Origin of the sequence: Glycomyces mayteni (assembly GCF_042428885.1) — a bacterium.
In the GTDB taxonomy this organism is placed as follows: domain Bacteria; phylum Actinomycetota; class Actinomycetes; order Mycobacteriales; family Micromonosporaceae; genus Glycomyces; species Glycomyces mayteni.
The window spans coordinates 1,096,143-1,116,152 of sequence record NZ_JBHMBP010000002.1 but is presented as its reverse complement, the minus strand read 5'-3'; the positions used below and the strand labels follow the sequence as shown (position 1 = coordinate 1,116,152).

General features: G+C 73.4%; 14 protein-coding genes. 5 read left to right on the top strand and 9 right to left on the bottom strand.

Annotation, left to right across the window (positions count from 1 at the left end; genetic code table 11):
- Nucleotides 1-117: 117 nt before the first annotated feature.
- The 8 genes from ACFFXY_RS11750 to ACFFXY_RS11715 are packed head-to-tail and all read right to left on the bottom strand — an operon-like array spanning nt 118 to nt 13,668.
- Entirely contained in the window at nt 118-2,250 is a 2,133-nt protein-coding gene (locus ACFFXY_RS11750) for a putative phage tail protein (RefSeq protein ID WP_382350107.1), read from the bottom strand.
- Nucleotides 2,251-2,297: 47 nt separating this feature from the next.
- Complete coding sequence (locus ACFFXY_RS11745; protein WP_382350104.1) at nt 2,298-3,215, bottom strand: carbohydrate ABC transporter permease; 918 nt, start codon at nt 3,213-3,215, stop codon at nt 2,298-2,300.
- Complete coding sequence (locus ACFFXY_RS11740) at nt 3,212-4,198, bottom strand: ABC transporter permease (protein ID WP_382350101.1); 987 nt, start codon at nt 4,196-4,198, stop codon at nt 3,212-3,214. Before ACFFXY_RS11740 ends, ACFFXY_RS11745 begins: the two co-directional genes overlap by 4 nt.
- 14 nt (nt 4,199-4,212) lie before the next feature.
- Nucleotides 4,213-5,853, bottom strand: a complete 1,641-nt coding sequence (locus tag ACFFXY_RS11735) for an extracellular solute-binding protein (protein WP_382350098.1) — start codon at nt 5,851-5,853, stop codon at nt 4,213-4,215.
- A 19-nt stretch (nt 5,854-5,872) separates the two neighbouring features.
- Nucleotides 5,873-7,081: a GDSL-type esterase/lipase family protein gene (locus ACFFXY_RS11730; protein ID WP_382350095.1), complete on the bottom strand. Its 1,209-nt coding sequence runs from the start codon at nt 7,079-7,081 to the stop codon at nt 5,873-5,875.
- Entirely contained in the window at nt 7,078-10,506 is a 3,429-nt protein-coding gene (locus ACFFXY_RS11725; RefSeq protein WP_382350092.1) for a glycoside hydrolase family 38 N-terminal domain-containing protein, read from the bottom strand. The genes ACFFXY_RS11730 and ACFFXY_RS11725 overlap by 4 nt, the downstream gene beginning before the upstream one ends.
- Nucleotides 10,503-12,008 (bottom strand): FAD-dependent oxidoreductase, encoded by a 1,506-nt coding sequence (locus ACFFXY_RS11720; protein ID WP_382350089.1) that lies wholly within the window; start codon nt 12,006-12,008, stop codon nt 10,503-10,505. Before ACFFXY_RS11720 ends, ACFFXY_RS11725 begins: the two co-directional genes overlap by 4 nt.
- Complete coding sequence (locus ACFFXY_RS11715) at nt 12,001-13,668, bottom strand: FAD-dependent oxidoreductase (protein ID WP_382350086.1); 1,668 nt, start codon at nt 13,666-13,668, stop codon at nt 12,001-12,003. The genes ACFFXY_RS11720 and ACFFXY_RS11715 overlap by 8 nt, the downstream gene beginning before the upstream one ends.
- Before the next feature lie 188 nt (nt 13,669-13,856).
- Here ACFFXY_RS11715 and ACFFXY_RS11710 point away from each other — a divergent pair, with 188 nt between their 5' ends.
- From ACFFXY_RS11710 to ACFFXY_RS11695, 4 genes are all read left to right on the top strand, one after another.
- Complete coding sequence (locus ACFFXY_RS11710) at nt 13,857-15,416, top strand: FAD-dependent oxidoreductase (protein WP_382350083.1); 1,560 nt, start codon at nt 13,857-13,859, stop codon at nt 15,414-15,416.
- 14 nt (nt 15,417-15,430) lie between these two features.
- Complete coding sequence (locus ACFFXY_RS11705; RefSeq protein WP_382350080.1) at nt 15,431-16,465, top strand: LacI family DNA-binding transcriptional regulator; 1,035 nt, start codon at nt 15,431-15,433, stop codon at nt 16,463-16,465.
- A gap of 29 nt (nt 16,466-16,494) precedes the next feature.
- Nucleotides 16,495-17,058 carry a dihydrofolate reductase family protein gene (locus ACFFXY_RS11700; RefSeq protein WP_382350077.1) on the top strand — a complete coding sequence of 188 codons (564 nt, stop codon included), beginning with the start codon at nt 16,495-16,497 and terminating at the stop codon, nt 17,056-17,058.
- 70 nt (nt 17,059-17,128) lie between these two features.
- Nucleotides 17,129-17,710, top strand: coding sequence for a dihydrofolate reductase family protein (locus tag ACFFXY_RS11695; RefSeq protein WP_382350075.1), 582 nt, complete (start codon nt 17,129-17,131; stop codon nt 17,708-17,710).
- On the opposite strand, the gene ACFFXY_RS11690 is transcribed toward ACFFXY_RS11695, so the two are convergent.
- Nucleotides 17,696-18,946: an MFS transporter gene (locus ACFFXY_RS11690; RefSeq protein WP_382350072.1), complete on the bottom strand. Its 1,251-nt coding sequence runs from the start codon at nt 18,944-18,946 to the stop codon at nt 17,696-17,698. The genes ACFFXY_RS11695 and ACFFXY_RS11690 overlap by 15 nt on opposite strands.
- 64 nt (nt 18,947-19,010) lie before the next feature.
- On the opposite strand from ACFFXY_RS11690, the gene ACFFXY_RS11685 reads away from it, so the two are divergent.
- Nucleotides 19,011-20,006, top strand: a complete 996-nt coding sequence (locus tag ACFFXY_RS11685) for an ArsR/SmtB family transcription factor (RefSeq protein ID WP_382350069.1) — start codon at nt 19,011-19,013, stop codon at nt 20,004-20,006.
- Nucleotides 20,007-20,010: the final 4 nt, after the last annotated feature.

Below are 20,010 nucleotides of genomic sequence, written 5' to 3'. Positions count from 1 at the left end.
CTCCCGGTCTCAGGGGCGCCGGTGCGGCGCCGCTACCGGTACAGACGAGGCGGGGGTCCGGGATTCAGCGGTCCGGGCGCCGTCCGCCGCCTCCGGGGGCGGCGGACGGCGCGGGGGTCATCCGGCGCGGCGGTAGCCGAACTGCACGGTGAGGTCGGCGGCGTCGGCGGTGGCGCTCTGGACGATGAGGCCGATGCGCTTCGGCGTCGCGGAGCCGTCGACCACGGCGGCGGTGGTAATGGTCTTGACGGCGGGCTCGGCGGTGGCGGCGACGGCCCCGGTGGCGGCTTCGCCGTCCACCGCGAAGCGGACGGAGCAGCCGCCCGCGGCGACGGCGAGCGCGGTCTTGACGACGGTGACGCGTTCGCCCGCGACGTAGAGGGCGCCGGGGAAGTCGTAGGCGCCGTTCGCGACCGCGCCGTCGATGCGGGCGGCGAACCAGCCGTCCACGTCGCCGGTGCCCTTGTTGCCCCAGATGCGGGTCTCGGCGGTGGGGGCGGTCCGCATGAGCAGGCCGCCGGCGTGGTTGCCGTTGAGGTCGTTGGCGGAGACGAGGACGTCGGGTGCGGCGGTGACGAGGGCGTAGTCCTGGCGGTTGGTGCCGTCGCCGACGAACCCGCCGACGGCGTTGCCGGTGACGACGACCCGGGTGGCGCCGTCGCGGATGTTGATCCCCGCGCCGTGGCGGTAGGCGGAGCCGCCGCCGGTGTAGGAGCCGGAGGCGTCGGAGCCCTGGAGGTCGAAGGTGTCGTCGTCGATCACGGTGATCGTCCACTTCCCGTTCGCCGCTTCGGTTCCGGCGGCGTCGTAGACGGTGACGCGGTCGCCGGTCTCCCAGCCGTGGGCCGCCGCGGTGGTGACGCGGAAGGCGCCGTCGCCGTTGTCGCCGACCGCGTCGAGGCCGCGGGCGAAGTCGGTGTGGGCGGTGCGGCCGTTGTTGCCGATGAGGGACCCGGAGACGGTGAGCCGCCTGGAGGCGAAGTCGATGCCGTTGCGGCCCGCGCCGCGGATGACGCAGCCGGTGAAGGTGGCGCTGCCGGTGAAGTCGGGGCCGACGCGCACGAGGTCGTCTTCGCCGTCGGTGGAGATGTAGGTGTTGGCGAACTGGGCCTGGGCGCCGCGTTCGAGGAGGACGGAGACGCCGTGGGTGTTCTCGAAGCCGCCGCCTTCGAAGTACACGAACTTCGGGAGCGCGGTGGTGCCGGTGGTGTTGCGCATCCACAGGCCGTGGTGTCCGAAGAGGATGGCGGTGGCGATGAACTTGAGGGAGCCGCCGAGGCCGTCCACGATGACGTTGTCGGTGGTGGTGTTGTCGGGTCCGGCGGCGATGCCGCACTGGACGAACTCGATGGGGTCGGCGCGGTTGTCGTCGGCGACGCCGTTGAGCAGCACGACGTGCTCGCCGGAGAAGGTGTTCCAGACGCAGTTCTGGAAGCGGATCGTGTTGCAGCCGCGGAGGGTGGTGCCGTTGTATCCGTCGCGGAAGCGCACGTTGGAGAAGGCGATCATGTAGTTGCCGTCGTCCTTCTCGGTCCCGGCGCGCTGGGTGCGCACGAGGGAGCCGCCTTCGAGGCCGGTGCCGCGGATCTGCATGTCGCGGAAGCCCCCGCCGTGCATGCCGGTGAGGAGGAAGCCGTCGGCGGTGCCGGTGTCGACGAGGATCTGGGTGCCGGTCGTGAGGCTGTCGGTGTGCCCGGCCCCGGCGAAGGTGATGGGGACGCGCAGGACGTCGATCGTGGTGCGCAGCAGCACGATGCCGGGTCCGATGGCGATGGTGCCGCCGGCGGGGAGGGCGGCGACGGCGGCTTGGAGGGCCGTGGAGTCGGCGGCGTCGTCGTCGGGTTCGGCCTCGCCGTCGCCGCGCCAGCCGAACCAGGAGAGGTCGGCGTAGGACTCGATCTGGCGGCGCCAGCGGCCGGTGGCGGTGCCCGCGACGGCGAAGACGGTGCCGCCGTCGTCGTCGGCGGTGGAGTCGGCGTCCCAGAACACGAGGCCGCCGCCGCGGCCGGGGGCGTCGGCGTGGTAGCCGAGGAGGTAGGCGGTCTCGCCGGGGGCGGTCCCGGCCTGTTCGCGGAGGTCCGCGACGCTGGCGACGGGTTCGGCGCCCGCGAGCTGGGCGAGGCGGTCGCCCTGGCCGTCGCTGGCGCGGGCGGGGGCGGCGAGGGCGGCGCCCGCGAGGCCGCCGAGGCCGAGCGCGGTGAGGCCGCGGCGGGTGAGGGTGCGGGGTTCGGGGGCGTGGTCGGTGCTCATGGTGGTCACTCCTTCGTGACGGCGGGGGTGGTGCGAGCGGTGGCGCCTCAGCCTTTGACGGCGCCGATGAGGACGCCTTTGGCGAAGTGGCGCTGGAGGAACGGGTAGACGAGGGCGATGGGGACGAGGCTGACGACGAGGATCGCCATCTGGATCGACTGGGAGGCGGGCATGGCGGTCCCGGCGAGTTCGGTGCCGTCGACGCCGAGGGAGGTGTTGTCGACGACGTAGGTGCGCAGGACCAGTTGCAGGGGCCATTTGGCGGTGTCGTTGATGTAGAGGACGGCGTTGAAGAACGCGTTCCAGAACGCGACGGCCTGGAACAGGCCGATGACGGCGAGCACGGCCTTGGAGAGCGGCAGGACGATCCGGGTGAGGATCTGGAGCTCGCCCGCGCCGTCGATGCGGGCGGCGTCAGTGAGCTCGCGGGGGATCTCCATGAAGAACGCGCGCATGATGAGCACCTGGAAGGCGTTCACCAGGACCGGCAGGATGAGCGCCCAGTACGAGTCGAGCAGGCCGATCGACCTGATCAGCAGGTACATCGGGATGATCCCGGGCGTGAAGAACAGGGTGAACAGGACGGTCATGAGCAGCGGCTTGTGGGCGAAGGACCCGGGCCGCGACAGCGCGTACGCCAGGAGCGCGGTGCACGCGAGGGAGAGCAGTGTGCCGACGAGGGTCACGCCGACCGAGACGAACAGGGCCCTGGTGACGACGCCTCCGGAGAGGACCGCGCGGTACGCGTCGAGGTTGGGCCGCTCGGGCCACAGCACGTAGCCGCCGGCCGCGGTGATCTGCTGCTGGTCGGCGAGGCTCGTGGAGACCACGGCGAGGAACGGGACGACCACGAAGGCGCAGGCGAGGATGAGCACGACGCCTTTGGCGCCGCGCATCGCGATGCCGGGCGGGGGCGTGCCGTTGACGTTGCGGCGCACGGGTCTGCGGCTGGCGACGGCGGTCATTTCTGGTACACCCCGCTCTCGCCGAGGAGGTGCGCGAACTTGTTCGCGAGGTACGCCAGGACCAGGCCGACGAGGCCCTTGACGAGGCCGACCGCGGCCGCGACGCCCCAGTCGCCGCCGATGACGCCGTTGTAGTACACGTACGTGTCGAGCACTTCGGAGGCGTCGGCGCCCACCGAGTCGCGTTGCAGGATGATCTGTTCGAAGCCCACGGTCAGCGCGTCTCCCAGTTTGAGGATGAGCAGGAGCACCACGACGCCGCGGATGCTCGGCAGGGTCACGTGCCAGAGCTGGCGCCAGCGCGAGGCGCCGTCCACGGCGCTCGCCTCGTACAGCTCGGTGTCCACTCGCGACAGCGCGGCGAGGAAGATGATGGTGCCCCAGCCGGCGTCCTTCCAGATGACCTGCGCGGTGATGAGCGGCAGGAACAGGTCGGGGTTGCCCAGGAGCGAGACGTCGCCGAGCTCGTGCGTGCGCAGGAAGGTGTTGAGGAGCCCGGCGTTGCCGAGCATCTGCTGGAAGATCGCGACGACGACCACCCAGGACATGAAGTGCGGCAGGTACAGCACCGACTGGACGAGGCGCTTGAGGCGCTCGGACAGGAGCGAGTTGAGCAGCAGCGCGAGCGCGATCGGGATGGGGAAGACGAACGCGACCTGCACGAACGAGATGAGGAGCGTGTTGGTGAGCGCGTTGAGGAACTCGGGGTCGCCGTTCCAGATGACCGAGAAGTTCGCGAACCCGACCCACGGGGAGTCGTTGATGCCGATGTACGGCTGGTAGTCCTTGAACGCGATGACGTTCCCGGCCAGGGGGAGGTAGTGGAACAGCAGGACGACCGCGATTCCGGGCAGCGCGAGGAGCAGCAGGAACCTGTCCCTGCGGAAGCGCTGCGCGCGCCGCTTCCGGCGGGGCCGGGCCGCGCCCGGCGGCGGACCCGCGTGGGGTCCGTCCGCCGGTGCGGTGGTCCGGGTGCCGGCCATGGGCGGGGCGCCCATCAGGCGCTCTCGGACGGGGACGGGGAGGCGGTGTCGACGGCGGCCTCGAACTCGGCGCGGATCGCGTCGCCGCCCGCGGCGCGCCAGGCGTCCACGGCCTCGTCCCACGCCTCGATGCCCTTGCGGCCGGAGACGATGTCGAGTTCGGCGGCCTTGATGATCTCGGCCAGCTCCCCCGCGTTGTCGACGGCGGTGTTCGAGTAGAGCCCGATGGAGGGGTCGCGGAGGACGCGCGGGACGGCGGTCTCCTGGAAGGCCCGCTGGGCGTCGACGCGGGCCTTGTCGCGGGGGCCGAGGATGGGGGCGGCGTCGGTGACGTACTCGAAGGGGACGGTGGTCTCGTTGGAGCCCAGGGCGGTCTTGACGGGCGTGTCGCCGTCCCACTCGAAGTGCTGGCCCTCGACGCCGAACTTGCGGAGCATGTACTCGGTGGAGCCGATGGGCGCGGCGAGCCAGTTGGCCACATTGAGGAGCTGCGCGATGCGGTCGTCGTCGGCCTGCTTGAAGGCCATGAGGCCGAAGCTGGCGGTCCCGGCGCGGTGGACGGCCTCGCCGTTGCCGTCGTAGGAGGGGGCCGGGATGCCCTGGACGTCCACGCCGTAGGTGTCGGCGAGGATGTCCCAGGCGGCGTAGCCGTCGGGGCCGATCGCGATGGTGCCGTTGCCGAACAGGTCGCGGAGGTTGATGTTCTCGGAGGCCGCGTCGGGGTGGAAGAGCCCGGCGGCCATCATCTCGGCGACGCGGGCGACGGCTTCGCGGCGCTCCTCGGTCTCGTACTCGTTGGTGAACTTCCCGCCCTCTTCGCGCCACACGTTGGGGACGCCGAGCATGTTGCCCACGTAGGTGATGAGGCCGCGCGGGTTGCCGAAGGCCCACCGGTTGGCGGCGGGGTCGGTGAGGGCGGTGGCGGTCTCCAGGAACTCGTCGAAGCTGCCGGGCGCGAGGTCGAGGCCCTTGGCGGCGAAGAGGTCGCCGCGGGCGAACATGACGGTGCCGACGATCGCGCGCGGGTTGGGGATGCCGTACAGGCCGCCGTTGTAGACGCTGGGGAGCCAGGAGTCCGTGGGGAAGTTCGCGAGGTACGGGTAGTCGGCGATCTTGTCGCCCGAGAGGTGCCCGGACAGGTCGGCGCAGAGGTTCGCGAGCACGTCGGAGCGGTTGGCGAGGCTCGCGGAGACCAGGAGCATGTCGGGGAGGTCGCCGCCCGCGATGATCGTGGAGAGCTTCGCGAGGTAGTCGGCGGCGGGCGTCATGGTGATGTCGAGTTCGGCGCCGACGGAGGCGTTGACGGCCTGCCAGTAGGCGTTGTCGCCGGGGCCGGGCGGGACCGGGTTGAACATGTTGGTGAGGATCGAGACCGTGCCCGCGCCGTCGGCGGGCGGCGCGTCGAACGCGTCGGCAAGGTCGCGCGGGAACGAGTAGTACCCGGCGAGGACGCCGTCCTCGGTGGCCGCGAGGTCGGGAGCGGCGATCTCGGCCGGAATGTAGGAGGGGAGCTCGACGCCGGTCTCGCTCAGGGTCTGGGCCTCGCCGGTGCCCGCGCCGTCGCCGCAGGCGGCGGTGCCGCCCGCCGCCGCGAGGAGCGCGGCGCCGCCGGTCGCCCGGAGCAGGCCTCGCCTGCCGATGTGGATGTCGCTCATGATCAGCTCCGATCAGGTGTCACAGTGAAGGGTTGGAGGGCGCGAGCAGCGCCAGGTCGACCGCGGCCGCCATGGCCTCGTACCCGGCCCACGAGGGGTGGACGCCGCCGCCGGAGTCGTATTCGGCGCGGAGCCGCTTGGGGTTCTCGGGGTCGCGGACCGCGGCCTCGAAGTCGATGAAGGGGTCGGTCCCGGCGCGGATCGCCGTGTTGACGGCGACCCGGATGTCCTCTTTCGCATCGGTGTAGCTCGCCGAGCCGAGCCAGGGGGTGACGGTGCCGAGGACGAGGCGCACGCCGTGGACGGCGAGGCGCTCGCGGATCTGGGCGTAGGCGGCGAGGAGGTCGCCGGGGGCCGCGGCCTTCCCCGAGGCGATGTCGTTGATCGCTTCGAGGAGGACCACGGCGTGGACGCCGGGGTGGGAGAGGACGTCGCGGTCGAGGCGGGCCTGCGCGGAGGGGGCCGCGCCGTCCCACAGGACCCGGTTGCCGGAGACGCCCGCGTTGAGGACCCCGGTGTTCGCGTCCGCGGTGAGGAGCCTGCGGGCGAGGTAGTCGGGCCAGCGCCGGTTGAGGTTCGAGGTGGAGCCGACGCCGTCGGTGATGGAGTCGCCGAGGCACACGACGGTGCCGCCGGGGCCGTCGAGTTCGACGGTGATCTCGTCGAGCAGGTACCACTTGGAGAGGTATTCGGTGAACGCGGCGGCGGACTCCTCGGCGGCGTGGTCGCCGTCGGCGGTGAGGTAGGAGCGCTGGGCGGCGATGCTGTGGCCGGTCACGTCGGCGACGACGTCGGGGACGTGGATGCTCACGGCGACATCGGCTTCGGCGGGGAGGTCGAGGTCGATCGGGTCGGAGAGGACGACGGCCCCGGCGGCGATGACGACCGTGTCCGCCCCGCCGAAGGTGACGGCCTTGTTGGTACCTGCGGCGACGGCCCCGCCTCCGGCGTGGAGGCCGAAGCGGACGGTGCCGACGGTGAGCGGGGCGGCGCCGCCGACGTTGGACAGGCGCAGGCGCGGGCTGGTCCCGGCGACGCTGGTGCGGACGATGAACCGGCCGGTCTGCGCGCCGAACGCGACGTCGGCGAGGGGGTAGGCGGCGGCGCCCCAGGTGCCGGCGCGGGGGCCCGCGGCGGTCTGGGCGGCGGCGGGGGCGGCGGTGAGCGCACCGCCGAGGGCGGTGCCGGTGAGCGCGGCCCCGGCGCCGAGGAGGACTCGCCGTCTCATGGCGTGGCCCCTTTCAGGAGGAGTGACACGACTTCCCAGGGCCGCAAAGCGACCGAGGGGCCGTCGAGGGGGTGGAGGGGGGTCTCGTCGGCGCGGCAGCGCACGGCGGTCCCGGCCGGGAGCGGCACGTCGGCGCCGTTCCCGGTGAGGTCCTGGAGCCGGATGAGCAGGCCGTCGCGGTCGCGCGGTTCGGCGACGGTGGCGTGGACGCCGGGCGGCAGGTCGAGGTCGAGGAGGGAGGCGGCGTCGGCGGGGAGCGGGCGCGGGCCGGTGTCGAACTTGTCGAGGCGGTTGACCTCGCCCGCGACGCCGGGGAAGCGGGTGTCGCGGCCGGAGCGTCCGGCCGCGGCGGGGTCGAATCGGGCAGCGGGCGTGAAGGAGTAGTGGAGGTCAAGGACGCCGTCCTGTTCGGGCGGGGTGTTGGTGGGCCAGTAGTTGTTCATGACCCAGGAGAGGATCGCGCCGCTGCGGGGCTCGAAGCGGTCGGGCCACTCGCCGCGCACGATGTCGCCGAGGGCGACCAGGGGCGCGTCGGCGCTGGTCCAGTGGACGGCCGGGCCGCCGGGGGCGGTCTCGACGGCGACGCCGTACTGGGTGGTGAACCACTCGTTGCAGGCGCCGGGGGCGTGGTCGGCGGCGGGGTCGACCCAGCCCTGCTGGCGGTCGTAGTGGAAGCGCGGCGCCGTCGCGGCGAAGGGGAAGGCGACGTAGACGGCCTCTTTGGCGAGTTCGCGCTCCTTCTCCAGGCGCACGCGGAGGTCCACGCGGTCGTCGCCGTCGCGCAGGAGCAGGTCCACTTCGACGTGTGGGAGGTTCGGGGCGGCGCCGACGGTGCGCAGGCGCCAGCCGTCGTAGGTGCGGCGCAGGCCGACCGGGCGCATCGCGGCGGCGGTGACGGTGAGGTCGGGCGGGTCGGCGAGGGGGCGGCGGCCCCAGATCGTGGACTGCGGCGGGTGCGGGTGGGTGTGGGGCGCACCGGAGTGCGCGTACGCGTCGGGGTGGTCGCCCCTGGTGAGCGCGTCGGGTCCGTTGAGGACGTAGAGGACGTCGCCGAGCCGCCACGGGGAGGCGCTGTCTTCGGAGGCACTGTCGAGCAGGGACCGGCCGGTGGGGCGGTGGGTGAGGGACCGGACGGCGCCGGTGCCGGGGTCGAGGACCAGGTCCCAGCGGTCGGTGGTGAGCGTGGCGGGGACGGGGTCCCAGTCGTCGGCGGCGACGGCGGCGACGGCGGCGCGGGCCTCGGCGCCGCCCTCCTCGCCGGGGGCGAGGGTGCGGGCCGCGCCCATGACGACGGCGCGGTATCCGAAGGGCGGCACGTCGGGGACGGTGAGGCGGTGCTTGACGAGGCCGTCGCAGTCGGCGAGCGCCTCGGTCGGGAGGGGTTCGCCGTCGCACAGGAACGGGGTCCCGGCGGGGGCCTCGGCCTCGATGTCGAGGTCGCGGGCCCAGCCGAGCGGGTTGTACGCGAGGAGCGCGGGGCCGTCGGTGGTGACGAGCTCGCCGAGCTGCGAGAGGGCGCGGCGGGTCTCGTCCAGGGCGTTCCGGTGTCCGGTATGGACTTGGTGGCGCTTCCAGTCGAGCTGGTCCCCCACCTGGTCGCCGTGCGGGTGCGCGTTGGCGTGGGACCACGTCCAGGTGTGCTCGCAGCCGAACAGGGCCCCTTCCCAGGCGGCGTCGAGGGCGGCGCGGTTGGGGCGGTAGGTGTCGTCGGCGCGGGCGGTGAGGGCCGCGAGGGCCTCGGCGACGGGCAGGAGCGACTGGGTGCGGCGGTGCTCGGCGGCGACGGCCGCGCCGGTGCCGACGCCGTCCTCCCAGTAGGAGCCGCCGTCGCCGCGCCACACCGGGAGCCGGTCGGCGAGCGGGCGCACCGCGTCGAGGTATCCGGCCATCGTGGACACTTCGATGCGGGGCCAGGCGTAGGCGGCGTTCCAGCGGGCCGCGAACGCGGCGTCCCCGTCGGCGAGGTCCTCGTTGTCGGCGTGGGTGCCGATGACGGGCAGGTCGTGCGGGAGGTAGTCCTCGCGCTCGTAGCGGGCGAGGTACCGGGTGAGCGCCTGCGCGCCGCCCGCGAGGGTCTGCGGGTCGCCCGCCATGAACCGGAGCTGGGAGTAGGTGTCGGAGAAGTGGGTGAGGACGCGGGAGCCGTCGATCCCCTCCCACATGACGGGGCTGGCGAGGTGCTGGAGGTCGGAGTCCGCGCCGCCGCCGCGGTGGTGGTTCTCGATGCCCGCGAACGCGTCGATGCCCAAGGCCCGCAGCATGGACGGGACGGCGGCCGAGTAGGAGGGCACGTCGGTGAGGTTCGCGTACCCGACGGGCACGCCGTGCTCGTCGCGCAGCCGCGCGGCGAGGTAGGCGGCCCGGTAGACCTCTTCGAGGCTCGCGACGCCGGACAGGAACAGGGAGTGGAAGGCGTTCACGGAGACCCGGCCGGAGCGCAGGGCGGCGAGGACGCGCGCCGAACGCTCTGGGGAGCGGGTCGCGAGGTACTGGGCGACGACGAGGGAGCCGTCCACGGAGAACGCGAAGTCCTCGTCCCGGTCGAGGGCGGCCAGCGCGCGGTCGAGGTTGCGGGAGTGGAGTTCGAGGACTTTGCCCTGGACGTCGGTGTAGCCGACGTCGAGGTGGACGTGCGGGATGAGGTGCACGGTCCATTTGCGCTTGGGTTCGAGCGTGCGGGTCCGGGCCTCGCCGCCGTCGAGGCGGACGCGGGCCTCGACGGGTTCGGTGAGTTCGGGGACGGGGAAGCGGACCCTGAAGTGGCCCGCGGTGCGGCCGGGCCGGGTCAGGTCGTGGGTCCAGGTGCGGTCGCCGATGCGCACTTCGGCTGCCCGGGGCGCCGGTGCTCCGAAGGGGACGGTGACGGTGAGGTCGATGAGCTGCTGCGGCCCTTCGGCGGCGATGAACAGCGGCGTCGATTCGAGCGTGACGCCCGGGTCCGCGGGGAACGGGTCCGCCAGGGACTGGAGGGCGAGGCGGCGCCAGGTGATCCCGGAGCCGAAGTGGTGGCCGAACTGCTCGCGGTGGCGGGTCGGGCCGCCGGGGTCGGCGACGGGGCCGGTGGCGGCCGCGGCGTCGAGCGTGGTGGTGACGCCGATGACGTGCTCCCCCGCGGCGAGGGGGCCGAGCGGGACCGCGAGGGACGCGGCTCCGGCGATGGGGCCGTGCCGGTAGACCTCCGCGCGGTCCTCGCGGACCACGGCGGGGTGGAACAGGCCGGCGCGGTCGCCGTCGATGTCGATGCGCAGGTCGGGGCAGGGCCCGTGTCCGGCGTCGAAGTCCAGGCGCAGGAGCCAGTGGCCTTGGGGCACGTCGGCGCGCAGTTCGATGCGGTGGTCGCGCCACCCGGCGGCGGCGTCGAGCGGGCCGGGCTGGAACGCGGGCAGGTCCGGTCCGCCGACGGGGAACTCGATCTCGTTCGTCATGGGCGCCAGGCCTTGTCCGGGAGGTCGAGGACCGCGCCGTGCTCGGTGAGGGCCGCGGCCAGCGCCGGGTAGTCGTAGTCCTGCACCGGGAGTCCGGTGGCGAGGGACTGGGCGGCGAGTTCGCCGCAGGCTTCGCCGAGCATCCCGAAGTTCGGTTCCATGCGCGGCGAGGAGAACCCGACGTGGCTGGCGGAGAAGCAGATCGCGACGGCGAGGTTGGCGGTGCCGCGCGCGGGGAAGAGGACTTCGGCGGGGATCTGGTAGAGGTCCACGGGCGGGTTGTGGACGGTTCCGGAGAGGGTGCCCTCGCCGACGACGGTGCCGTCCCCTTCGGGGTAGTACTGGACGACGTGCGAGTCCATCGCGTAGGCCCAGCAGGCGACGGCGGTGGCCTTGCGGTTGTTCGGCTTCAGCAGGTCGTGCTGGGTGAGGACGTGCGCGCCGACCATGCGGCGGCCCTCGCGGACGTACAGCGCGTGCGGGAAGCCGGGCCCCAGGGGGCTGTCGGCGAACTCGTCGGGCGGGAGCCCGAAGGTCCGCGCGTCGGCGCGGAAGGCATCGGGGAGGGCCGGGTCGTTGGCGAGCCAGTAGAGCATGCCCTGGTGCCAGGCGGCCTGTTCGGCGACGATGTCGTCGCGGCGCTTCCAGGACCCGTCGGGGTAGTCCCAGGAGGCCCCGGGCAGGTCGAACCCGAAGAACAGGGCCTGGTTGGTCTGGAACTTGCCGCCCGGGAGCGCGGCGGTGTGCGTGACGATCGAGGAGAGCCCGGGGACGTCGCGTTCGCGCAGGTGCTGGAGCAGGTGGCCGTAGCGGGCCGGGTCGTAGTCGTGGGGGCGCTCGAAGGGCATCCGGTCGGCTCCGCGGGTGAGGACGCCGCGGAAGTTGTAGGCCTGGGTCTTGCCGTCGGCGTCGCCTTCGGCCTCAAGGGGGACGGGCCCGACGGGGTAGCCGGTGTTGGGCGCGAAGGGGCCGCGGCGGTAGGCGCGGGCGGGCTGGAACCCGGCGAGCGGCTCGTCGTACTGGGAGGCGGCTTCGCGGCCGACGGTGTACGGGACGCCCGCGCGGGCCATGAGGTCGCCTTCGTAGGAGGCGTCGATGAAGAACCGGGCGCGGTGCCACTGGCCGCCGGCGCGGACGGCGGTGACGCGGTCGGCGATGCGCTCGACGTCGGCGGCGGTCTCGATGCGCCGGCCCGTGAGGACCTCGGCTCCCGCTTCGGCGAGGAGGCGCCGCGAGACGCGTTCGGCGGCTTTGGGTTCAAAGAGGTACTTGGGGCCGTCCTCGCCGTACTCGGCGCCGATCCCGGCGAAGAGCCGGGAGCGGGTGAGTCCGGCGAGGGCCTCGGGGACATCGGGGGTGTCGGTCTTGACGAGGCCGCCCGCGACGATGCCGCCGACGTGCCCGGTGGGTTCGAGCACCGTGCACGTGTACCCGCGCAGGGAGAGGCGGAGCGCGGCCATGATCCCGGCCGGCGTGGCGCCGTAAATGAGGACGTCAGACACCGGGCACCCGCTTCTTCGGCTTGGCCAGCAGCGGGGTCGCGTGCTTGGAGGCCTGGGAGGGGCGGGTCCGGGCCACGTCCTCGGGCCAGGCGACGGGGGCGCCGACCGTCTCGGTGAGGAGCCGCTGGAGGTCTTCGATGAGGCGCGGGGAGTCGCCGACGGCGTGCGGCTCGGTCTTCTCGGCGGCGCACAGGGCCGCGAGGGCGCCGACGGCCTCGCCGATGGACCACTCGACGGGGTGGAGCCGGTAGCAGCCGTTGGTGATGTGGGTGGTGCCGATGTTCTTGTTGGCGGGCAGGAGGTTCCGCACGCGGACGGGCAGGAGCGCGCCGAGCGGGATCTGGAAGGGGTAGGTCTCCAGGTTGACGTAGTTGACGCCCGCGGCGCTGGGGTGCAGGTCGATGTTGTAGTGGCCGATGCCGACCGAGTCGGCGAACCGCTCCGCGCCTTCGCCTTCGGGGCGGTCGACGACGGCGACGTGCTGCTCCAGGACGGTGAAGCGGGCCTTGATGCGGCGGGACTCGCGGATGTACGCGGTCTTGGCGAGGCCGTCGGGGGTGCCGGTGAGGTCGGGGCGGAGCTTGAGGCCAGGGTAGCCGGTGCCGCCGTCGGGGCGCGGGGCCTCGGTCTGCATCCAGTGCAGGTAGGACAGGGAGAGCTCCTTGCAGCGCTGGAGGGCGAGGTCGCGGGCGGCCTGGTCGACGTCCTCGCCGATGAGCGGGGCCTCCCAGTAGTCGATGTTGGGCCAGTTCACCAGGGTGATATCGGTGTCGATGAGGTCCGGGTCGAACTGGGTGCGGGCGCGGATGCGCCGGAAGTGCCACAGGTCGGGGAGCATGACGGCGTCCATGTCGCCCTCGAAGATGCGGTTGGTCCGCCCGCCCATGGTGTGGATGTCGATCTTCTCCCAGGAGAGCTGGGGTCCGGGCCAGAAGTCGTCCACGTGGGTGCGCCAGTGGTCGTAGGAGGCGGGCCGGTCGACCACGTGCTCCTCGCCGGGGCGGTATTCGAGGGGGAAGGTCCAGGTGATCGACTGCTGGTCGGTCGGGTCGGGCTCGGGGGCGGCGTAGGGCTCGCCGGTCTGGGCGTGGGACTCGGCGCCCACGACGTGCTCGACGCCCGCGAGGGCGAGGAGGTCGCCGAGCTCGGTGGCGTCCACGACGAGCGGGGCGGTGACGGTGCGGTCGCCCTGCGGGCCGCGGAGGGTCACGGCGGCGACGCGGTCGCCTTCGACGTGGACGGCGACCGGCACGTGCCCGTAGAGGACGGTGACGCGCCCGGCGGAGCGGTAGGGCGCGAGCATCTCGTCGATGGCGGCGACGCCGACGGCGGGTTCGCAGCAGAGCTTGGAGACGTTGCCGAGGCCGGGGTTGAGGGCGGGCTCGGCGCGGGCGGCGGCGGTGAGCGGGTAGTTGCGGCGGTAGTAGTCGCGGATGCGGTCGCGCAGCTCGCGGTACCCGGCGGAGGTGCGGCCGGACTCGATCCAGGGGTGCTCGTCGGAGGGCACGGCCTGGGCGGTGAGCTGCCCGCCGAGCCAGTCGGTCTCCTCGGTGAGCAGCACGCGGAGGCCGAGGCGGGCGGCGGTGCGGGCGGCGGCGACGCCGCCGAGCCCGCCGCCGACGACGAGGAGGTCGGTCGCGGTCTCGTGCACTGGAGGCATGTGGGGGTCTCCCGGTCGATAAAGCTTGCTGATATTATCAGCATCGCAGTCGATATTCGATGAGGTCGAGCCCACGTTACCGCAAGGATGCCGGGAGATGTCAAGACCGATCCGCAAGTTTTTCCCGCATGAGCGCGTGGCATGTGCGTGCCGATAGCGCTGATATGAATTCGTTGTATGCTGATGCGATGAACGATCGTATGACCTCGGCGCCCGCCCTCCCCGGCGTGCGCTACTACCTCCCCGCGATCGGCGCCCCCGAGCGGCTCGACGCCGACGTCGTCGTCTACGGCGCCACCGCAGGCGGGGCGACCGCCGCGATCGGCGCCGCCCGCACAGGACGGTCCGTGGTGCTCCTCGCCTTCGGCGACCACGTCGGCGGCATGACCGCCTCCGGGCTCGGGACCACCGACGTCGGCGACGCGGCCACGGTGGGCGGCCTCGCCCGCGAGTTCTACCGCCGGGTCGCCCGCCGTTACCGGGCCGCCGACCCGCACTGGGACGTCGAGGCGGGCCTGGCCGAGGCGATCCTCACCGAGTGGCTCGCCGACTCCGGCGTGCAGGTGCGCCGCCGCAGGCACCTCGACGGGGTCGTCATGGACGGCCGGCGGATCAGCGCGATCACCACCGACGACGGGTCCTCCTACGCCGCCAAGGCGTTCGTGGACGCCTCCTACGAGGGCGACCTCATGGCCCGCGCGGGCGTGGCGCACACTGTCGGCCGCGAATCGTCCGAAGTGTACGGAGAACCGATGGCGGGCGTGCAGCGCAGCACCAACCACCAGTTCCAGCGCCCCGTGGACCCGTACGTCGAGCCGGGCCGGCCCGAGAGCGGCCTGCTCCCGGGGATCAGCGCGGACCCCATGGGCGCCACCGGGGACGGCGACCGGCGGCTCCAGGCGTACAACTTCCGACTCCACGTGACCACCGGCCCCGACCGGATCGCGTTCCCCGAGCCCGACGGGTACGACCCCGGCCGGTACGAGCTGCTGCGCCGCTACGTCGAGGCGGGCGTGTACGAGCTGTACGGGCGCTGCACCCGCGTGCGGGGCGAGGTGCACGACATGAACAACCACGGCGCGGTCTCCTCCGACCACATCGGAGCGAACTACCGCTGGCCCGAGGCCGGGTACGCGGAGCGCGAGGCGATCTTCCAGGACCACGTGCGCTACCAGGCCGGGCTCCTGCACTTCCTCGCGAACGACCGGCGCCTGCCCGAGCGGGTCCGGGCCGACACCCGCGCGTTCGGGCTCGCCCCGCAGGAGTTCGCGGCGCAGTCGCACTGGCCGCACCAGCTGTATGTGCGCGAGGCCCGCCGCATGGTGTCCGAGCGGGTGGTCACCCAGCACGACGCCGCCGGGCGCGGCTGCGCCGACCCGGTGGCCCTGGCCTCGTACGTCATGGACTCCCACAACGCCAAGCGCGTCGTCGTGGACGGGCAGCCCGTGAACGAGGGCAATGTGCAGCATCCACTGTCGACGCCGTTCGGCGTTCCGCACCGGGCGCTCGTCCCCGCGCGCGGCGAGTGCGAGAACCTGGTGGTGGCGTCGGCGGTGTCCGCGTCGCACGTCGCGTTCGCGTCCGTCCGCATGGAGCCGGTGTTCATGATGCTCGGCGAGGCGGCCGGGACGGCGGCGGCGCTCGCCGCGGCCGACAAGACCGCGGTCCAGGACGTGGACTACGGGCGCCTGCGCGGCGATCTGCTCGCGGGCGGCGCGGTGCTGAGCACGGGGGACGGGCACGGATGAAGGAGGATGGAACGATGACCAGACGGACCTCGCGGCAGGCCGACATCGCCAAGGAGGCCGGGGTCTCGCAGTCGACGGTCTCGATGGTGCTCAACGGGACCGCCGAGAACGGCCGGATCTCGGCGGAGACCCGCAAGCGGGTCCTGAGCACCGCCAGGCGCCTCCAGTACGTCCCCGCCTCCGCGCAGCGCGCCCCGGCCGCGCGGACCCAGCCGCTGCTCCTGGGCGTCCACACGTTCGAGCCGATCTTCCCGACCAGCACCGGGGACTACTACTTCGAGTTCATGCGCGGCATCGAGGACCAGGCCGCGACCGAGGGCTGCAACCTCATGCTGTTCACCGCCGCGCGCCACGACTCCGGCGTGCGGCGCATCTACGAGGACGGCGAGAACGGGCTCCGGCAGGCCGCGGGGAGCCTCCTGCTGGGCCACCACGCCGACCGCGACGACCTCGCCCGGCTCTCCGCCGAGCACTACCCGTTCGTCTACATAGGCCACCGCGAGGTGGCCGACGGGATCGCCTACATCGGCGGGGACTACCGCACCGCGACCGGCCGCATCGTCGACGAGCTCGTCGGCGGCGGCCACCGGTCCTTCGCCTACCTCGGCGAGACCTCCCGGCACGAGCCGCAGGTGGACCGCTGGGAGGGCTTCGCGACCGCTCTGGGCCGCTTCGGGCTCCCCGTCCCCGAGCCGCACTTCACCGACCCCGAGGGCCTGACGGCGCAGTGGCTCGACGCCGCGGTCGCCTCCGGCGCCACCGCGCTCGTCGTGGAGTCGGTGAGCCTCCTGCGGGTCCTCGCCGCCATGGCCAGCATCCGCGGCCTGGAGATCCCCCGGGACCTGTCCGTGGTGGTCCTCGTGGACGTCCCGCCCGGCGAGGTCGGCGCCCGCCAGTGGGCCTCCCTGCGCGTCCCCCGGCACGAGATGGGCCGCCGCGCGGTCCACCTCCTGACGTCCCTGCTCACCGACCCCGCCGGGGAGTACGAGCGGCAGGTCCTCCTCCCGTGCTCCTATTCGCTGGAGGCCACTGTCGGTCCCCGCGCATAGGATGCGGAAAACGGACACGGAGGTACATCATGGCGAGCACACTCACCGTCGATCTGTTCGTCTCGGTCGACGGCTGGGCCGGGGGCGACGGGCTGCCCGGCTACTTCGGGTACTACGGGCCCGAGCTGGGGGCCTGGATCGACGCGGAGACCGCGAAGCCGCAGCGGGTGGTGATGGGGCGGCGCACGTACGAGGCGTTCGCCGCGCTCCCCGAGGCGGCCTGGGGCGACACCTACGAGACCACGATGGCGCTCGACAAGACCGTCTTCTCGACCACGCTCACCGAAGCGGCGTGGCCGAACACGCGCGTCGAGGCCGACCTGGCCGCGGGGATCGCGGCGATGAAGGCGGGCGAGGGGGACCCGATCCGCACGTGGGGCAGCCTGTCCCTCGCCGACCAGCTGCTCGCGGCCGGCCTCGTGGACCGGGTCCGCATCCTCACGTTCCCGCTGTTCGCCGGGGACGCCGGGCGGGACTCGACGTTCTCGGCGGCCGCCGCCGCGGACCTGGAGCTGGCCGACCACCGGGTGCTCGACGGCCGGATCGTCCTCACCGAGTACCGGCCCACCGGGAAGGACATCCCGCGGGCCTGAACCGATGAATTCCGGCGGGCGGGGCGGTCTGCACTGGTACACAGGACCGACCGACCGCAAGGAGCTCCACATGACCGCCGAGTACACCTTCGACGTCTTCACCAGCCTCGACGGCTTCGGCGCCGCCACCGGCGGCGGCTGGCGCGGGTACTGGGGCAAGCAGGGCCCCGAGTTCCTCGCCCACCGCCTCGACCAGTACTCGCAGGACCAGCGGATGGTCTTCGGGGGCAACACCTTCCGCAGCTTCCAGGGCATGCTCGCCAACGCCGACGAGGACTACGAGGTCCGCGACCCGTGGGTCACTCGGATGATCGAGACCCCCGCGACGGTCGTCTCCGACACGCTGGAGGAGCCGCTCGACTGGCACGACGCGACCCTCGTGCGCGGCGACGGCGTGGACGTCGTGCGCCGCCTCAAGGAGCGGTCGGAGGTGCCGCTGCGCTCGCACGGGTGCCTCGCGCTCAACCGGGCGCTCATGGCCGCAGGGCTAGTGGACCGCGTCCAGATCACGCTGTTCCCGGTGATCACCGGGCAGTCGGGCGCGGCCCCGATCTTCGCGGGCGCCGAGGACTTCGACCTCGAACTCGTCGAGACCGCCACCTACGACGGCCGCATCCAGGAGTTCGTCTACCGACCCTCACTCCACAAGTGACCCGGAGGGCACGGTCAGGGAGCGGCGGGCGGCGAACGTGATCGTCCACTGCACCGCCATCCCGGCCGCGCCCACCGCGATCGCCGCCCGCGGCGACGCGAACTCGCCGACGACCGCCGCCGCGGACGCCCCGAGCGCCACCGCGCCCATGAACGCGAACCGGAACGCCGCGTTCATGCGGCCCAGGAGCGCGTCGGGGGTGAGCTGCTGACGCAGGCTCATCCCCACCACGTTCGCGACCCCGACCGAGGCGCCGACGAGCGCCCAGGCCGCGCCCGCGGCCCAGGTCCACATCCCGATCCCGGTGAGCGGCAGGCACAGCGCGGGCAGCGCCGCGAACGCGCCGATCATCCACAGTGAGCGACCGGTGCCGAGCCGGGCGCGCAGCCGCCGCGCCGCGGCGGCCCCCGCGAGACTCCCCGCACCGCCGACCGCGAGCATCACGCCGAGCCCGGCCGGGGACAGGCCCGCGTCGAGCCACACCAGCGGCAGCATCGTCAGGAACAGCTGGATCGCGCAGTTGTTCGCGGCCCCCGAGAGGGCCAGCGCCCGCAGGGCCGGGTGCCGCCACACGTGCCGGGCGCCCTCGGTGAGGTCCGCGGCGCGGGGCCTCGTGCGGGCCGGGGCGGGCTCGTCGCCGATGCGGCGCACGAACAGCGCCGACCAGGCGTACCCGATCGCGTTGCCCAGCACCGCGAGCGGCGCGCCCGCGAGCGCGACGACGAACCCGGCGACGCCGCGGCCGCCGATCGTCAGGGCCGAGTCGAGGGCGACGAGCCGCCCGTTCGCGCCGGTGAGGCGGTCGCGGTCGACGATCGCGGGCAGGAGCGACTGCTGCGCGATCTCGAACACGGTCGTCCCGAGCCCGGCGAGGAACACCGCGGCGAAGAGCTGCCAGATCGTGAGCGCGTCCAGCCACCAGGCGACCGGGACGCTGAGCAGCAGCGCCGCCCGGGCGAGGTCGGCGGCGACCATCAAGCGGCGCTTGCGGACCCGGTCCACCCACGCGCCCGCGGGCAGGCCGAACAGGAGGTCCGCGGCGACCGCCAGCGCGGCGAGCGCGCCGACCTCCCCGGCGCTGGCGCCGAGGACCTCGATGGCGACGAGCGGCACGGCCACATAGGACAGGTGCGCGCCGAGCTTGGCCGCCGCGGCGGCGGTGAAGAGGTTGCGGAGGTCGGGGTTGTCGCTCAGGCGGTCGGAGCGGCGGGCGGGTGCGGGCGGTGCGGTGGTCACCCCGCGAGCCTCCGGCGGCGCGGCCGGGTCCGGCAATGGATTCGCCTGGGGCTAAATTCTCGGGGTGATCGAGTTGCGTCTGGGCGTCGCGGACCTGGCGAACCTGCGGTTCGCGCTGTCGCCGCTGTGGGAGGTGACCGCGAGCATCCGCGTGCTCAAGGCGCCCGCGGAGCACCGGCTGCACCAGCGGTGGGTGCGGGCTGCGGCGGAGCGGTTGCGGGGCATGGACCTGCGGCTGCTGTTCGACCTGGTGCCGGTGCCCACCGACGGGCTCCCGGCGTTCCTCGCGCCGCCTCCCGCGACGTCGATGCCGGACCTGGCGACGGAGCTGGCGGCGATGCGGCGGCTGGAGCCGGAGCGGTTCCGGTCGGGGCTCGACATGCTCCCGGCGACGCCCGCGGTCGAGGCGTTCGCCGCGGACCTGGACGCGGGCGCGGAGCGGCTCGCGGGGATGGTCGAGCGGTACTGGGAGGCGGCGCTCGCGCCGTGGTGGCCGCGGATCAGGACCCTGTGCGAGCGGGACCTGCTGCACCGGTCGCGGCTGCTGGCCGAGGGCGGGGCGCAGCGCCTGTTCGCGGACCTGGCCGCGCCGGTCTCGTGGGACCGGGAGGGGGTGCTGCGGATCGACTCGCCGTTCCGGGTGTCGGAGTCGCTGGACGGCCGGGGGCTGCTGCTGGTGCCGACCGTGTTCGGCGGGGACCGGATCTTCTCGCTGACGGCCGCGCCGTGGCAGCCCACCGTCCGGTACCCGCCGCGGGGCCTGGGCCTGCTGTGGCAGGCGGGCGCGCCGCAGGCGGCGGGGGCGCTGGCGGGGGTTGTCGGGCCGACGCGGGCGGGCCTGCTCGCAGCCCTGGGCGAGCCGGCGTCCACGACGGACCTGGCCGACCGGTGCGGCCTGAGCATGGGCGGGGTGTCGCAGCAGTTGGGCCTGCTCCACGCGGCGGGCCTGGTGACCCGCCACCGCGTGGGGCGGCGGGTCCTGTACGCGCGCACGGTGGCCGCCGAGGCGCTGCTGCACGCGGGCGGGGAGCGTTTACCGAGGTCCGGGCCCGGGTATTGAGCGG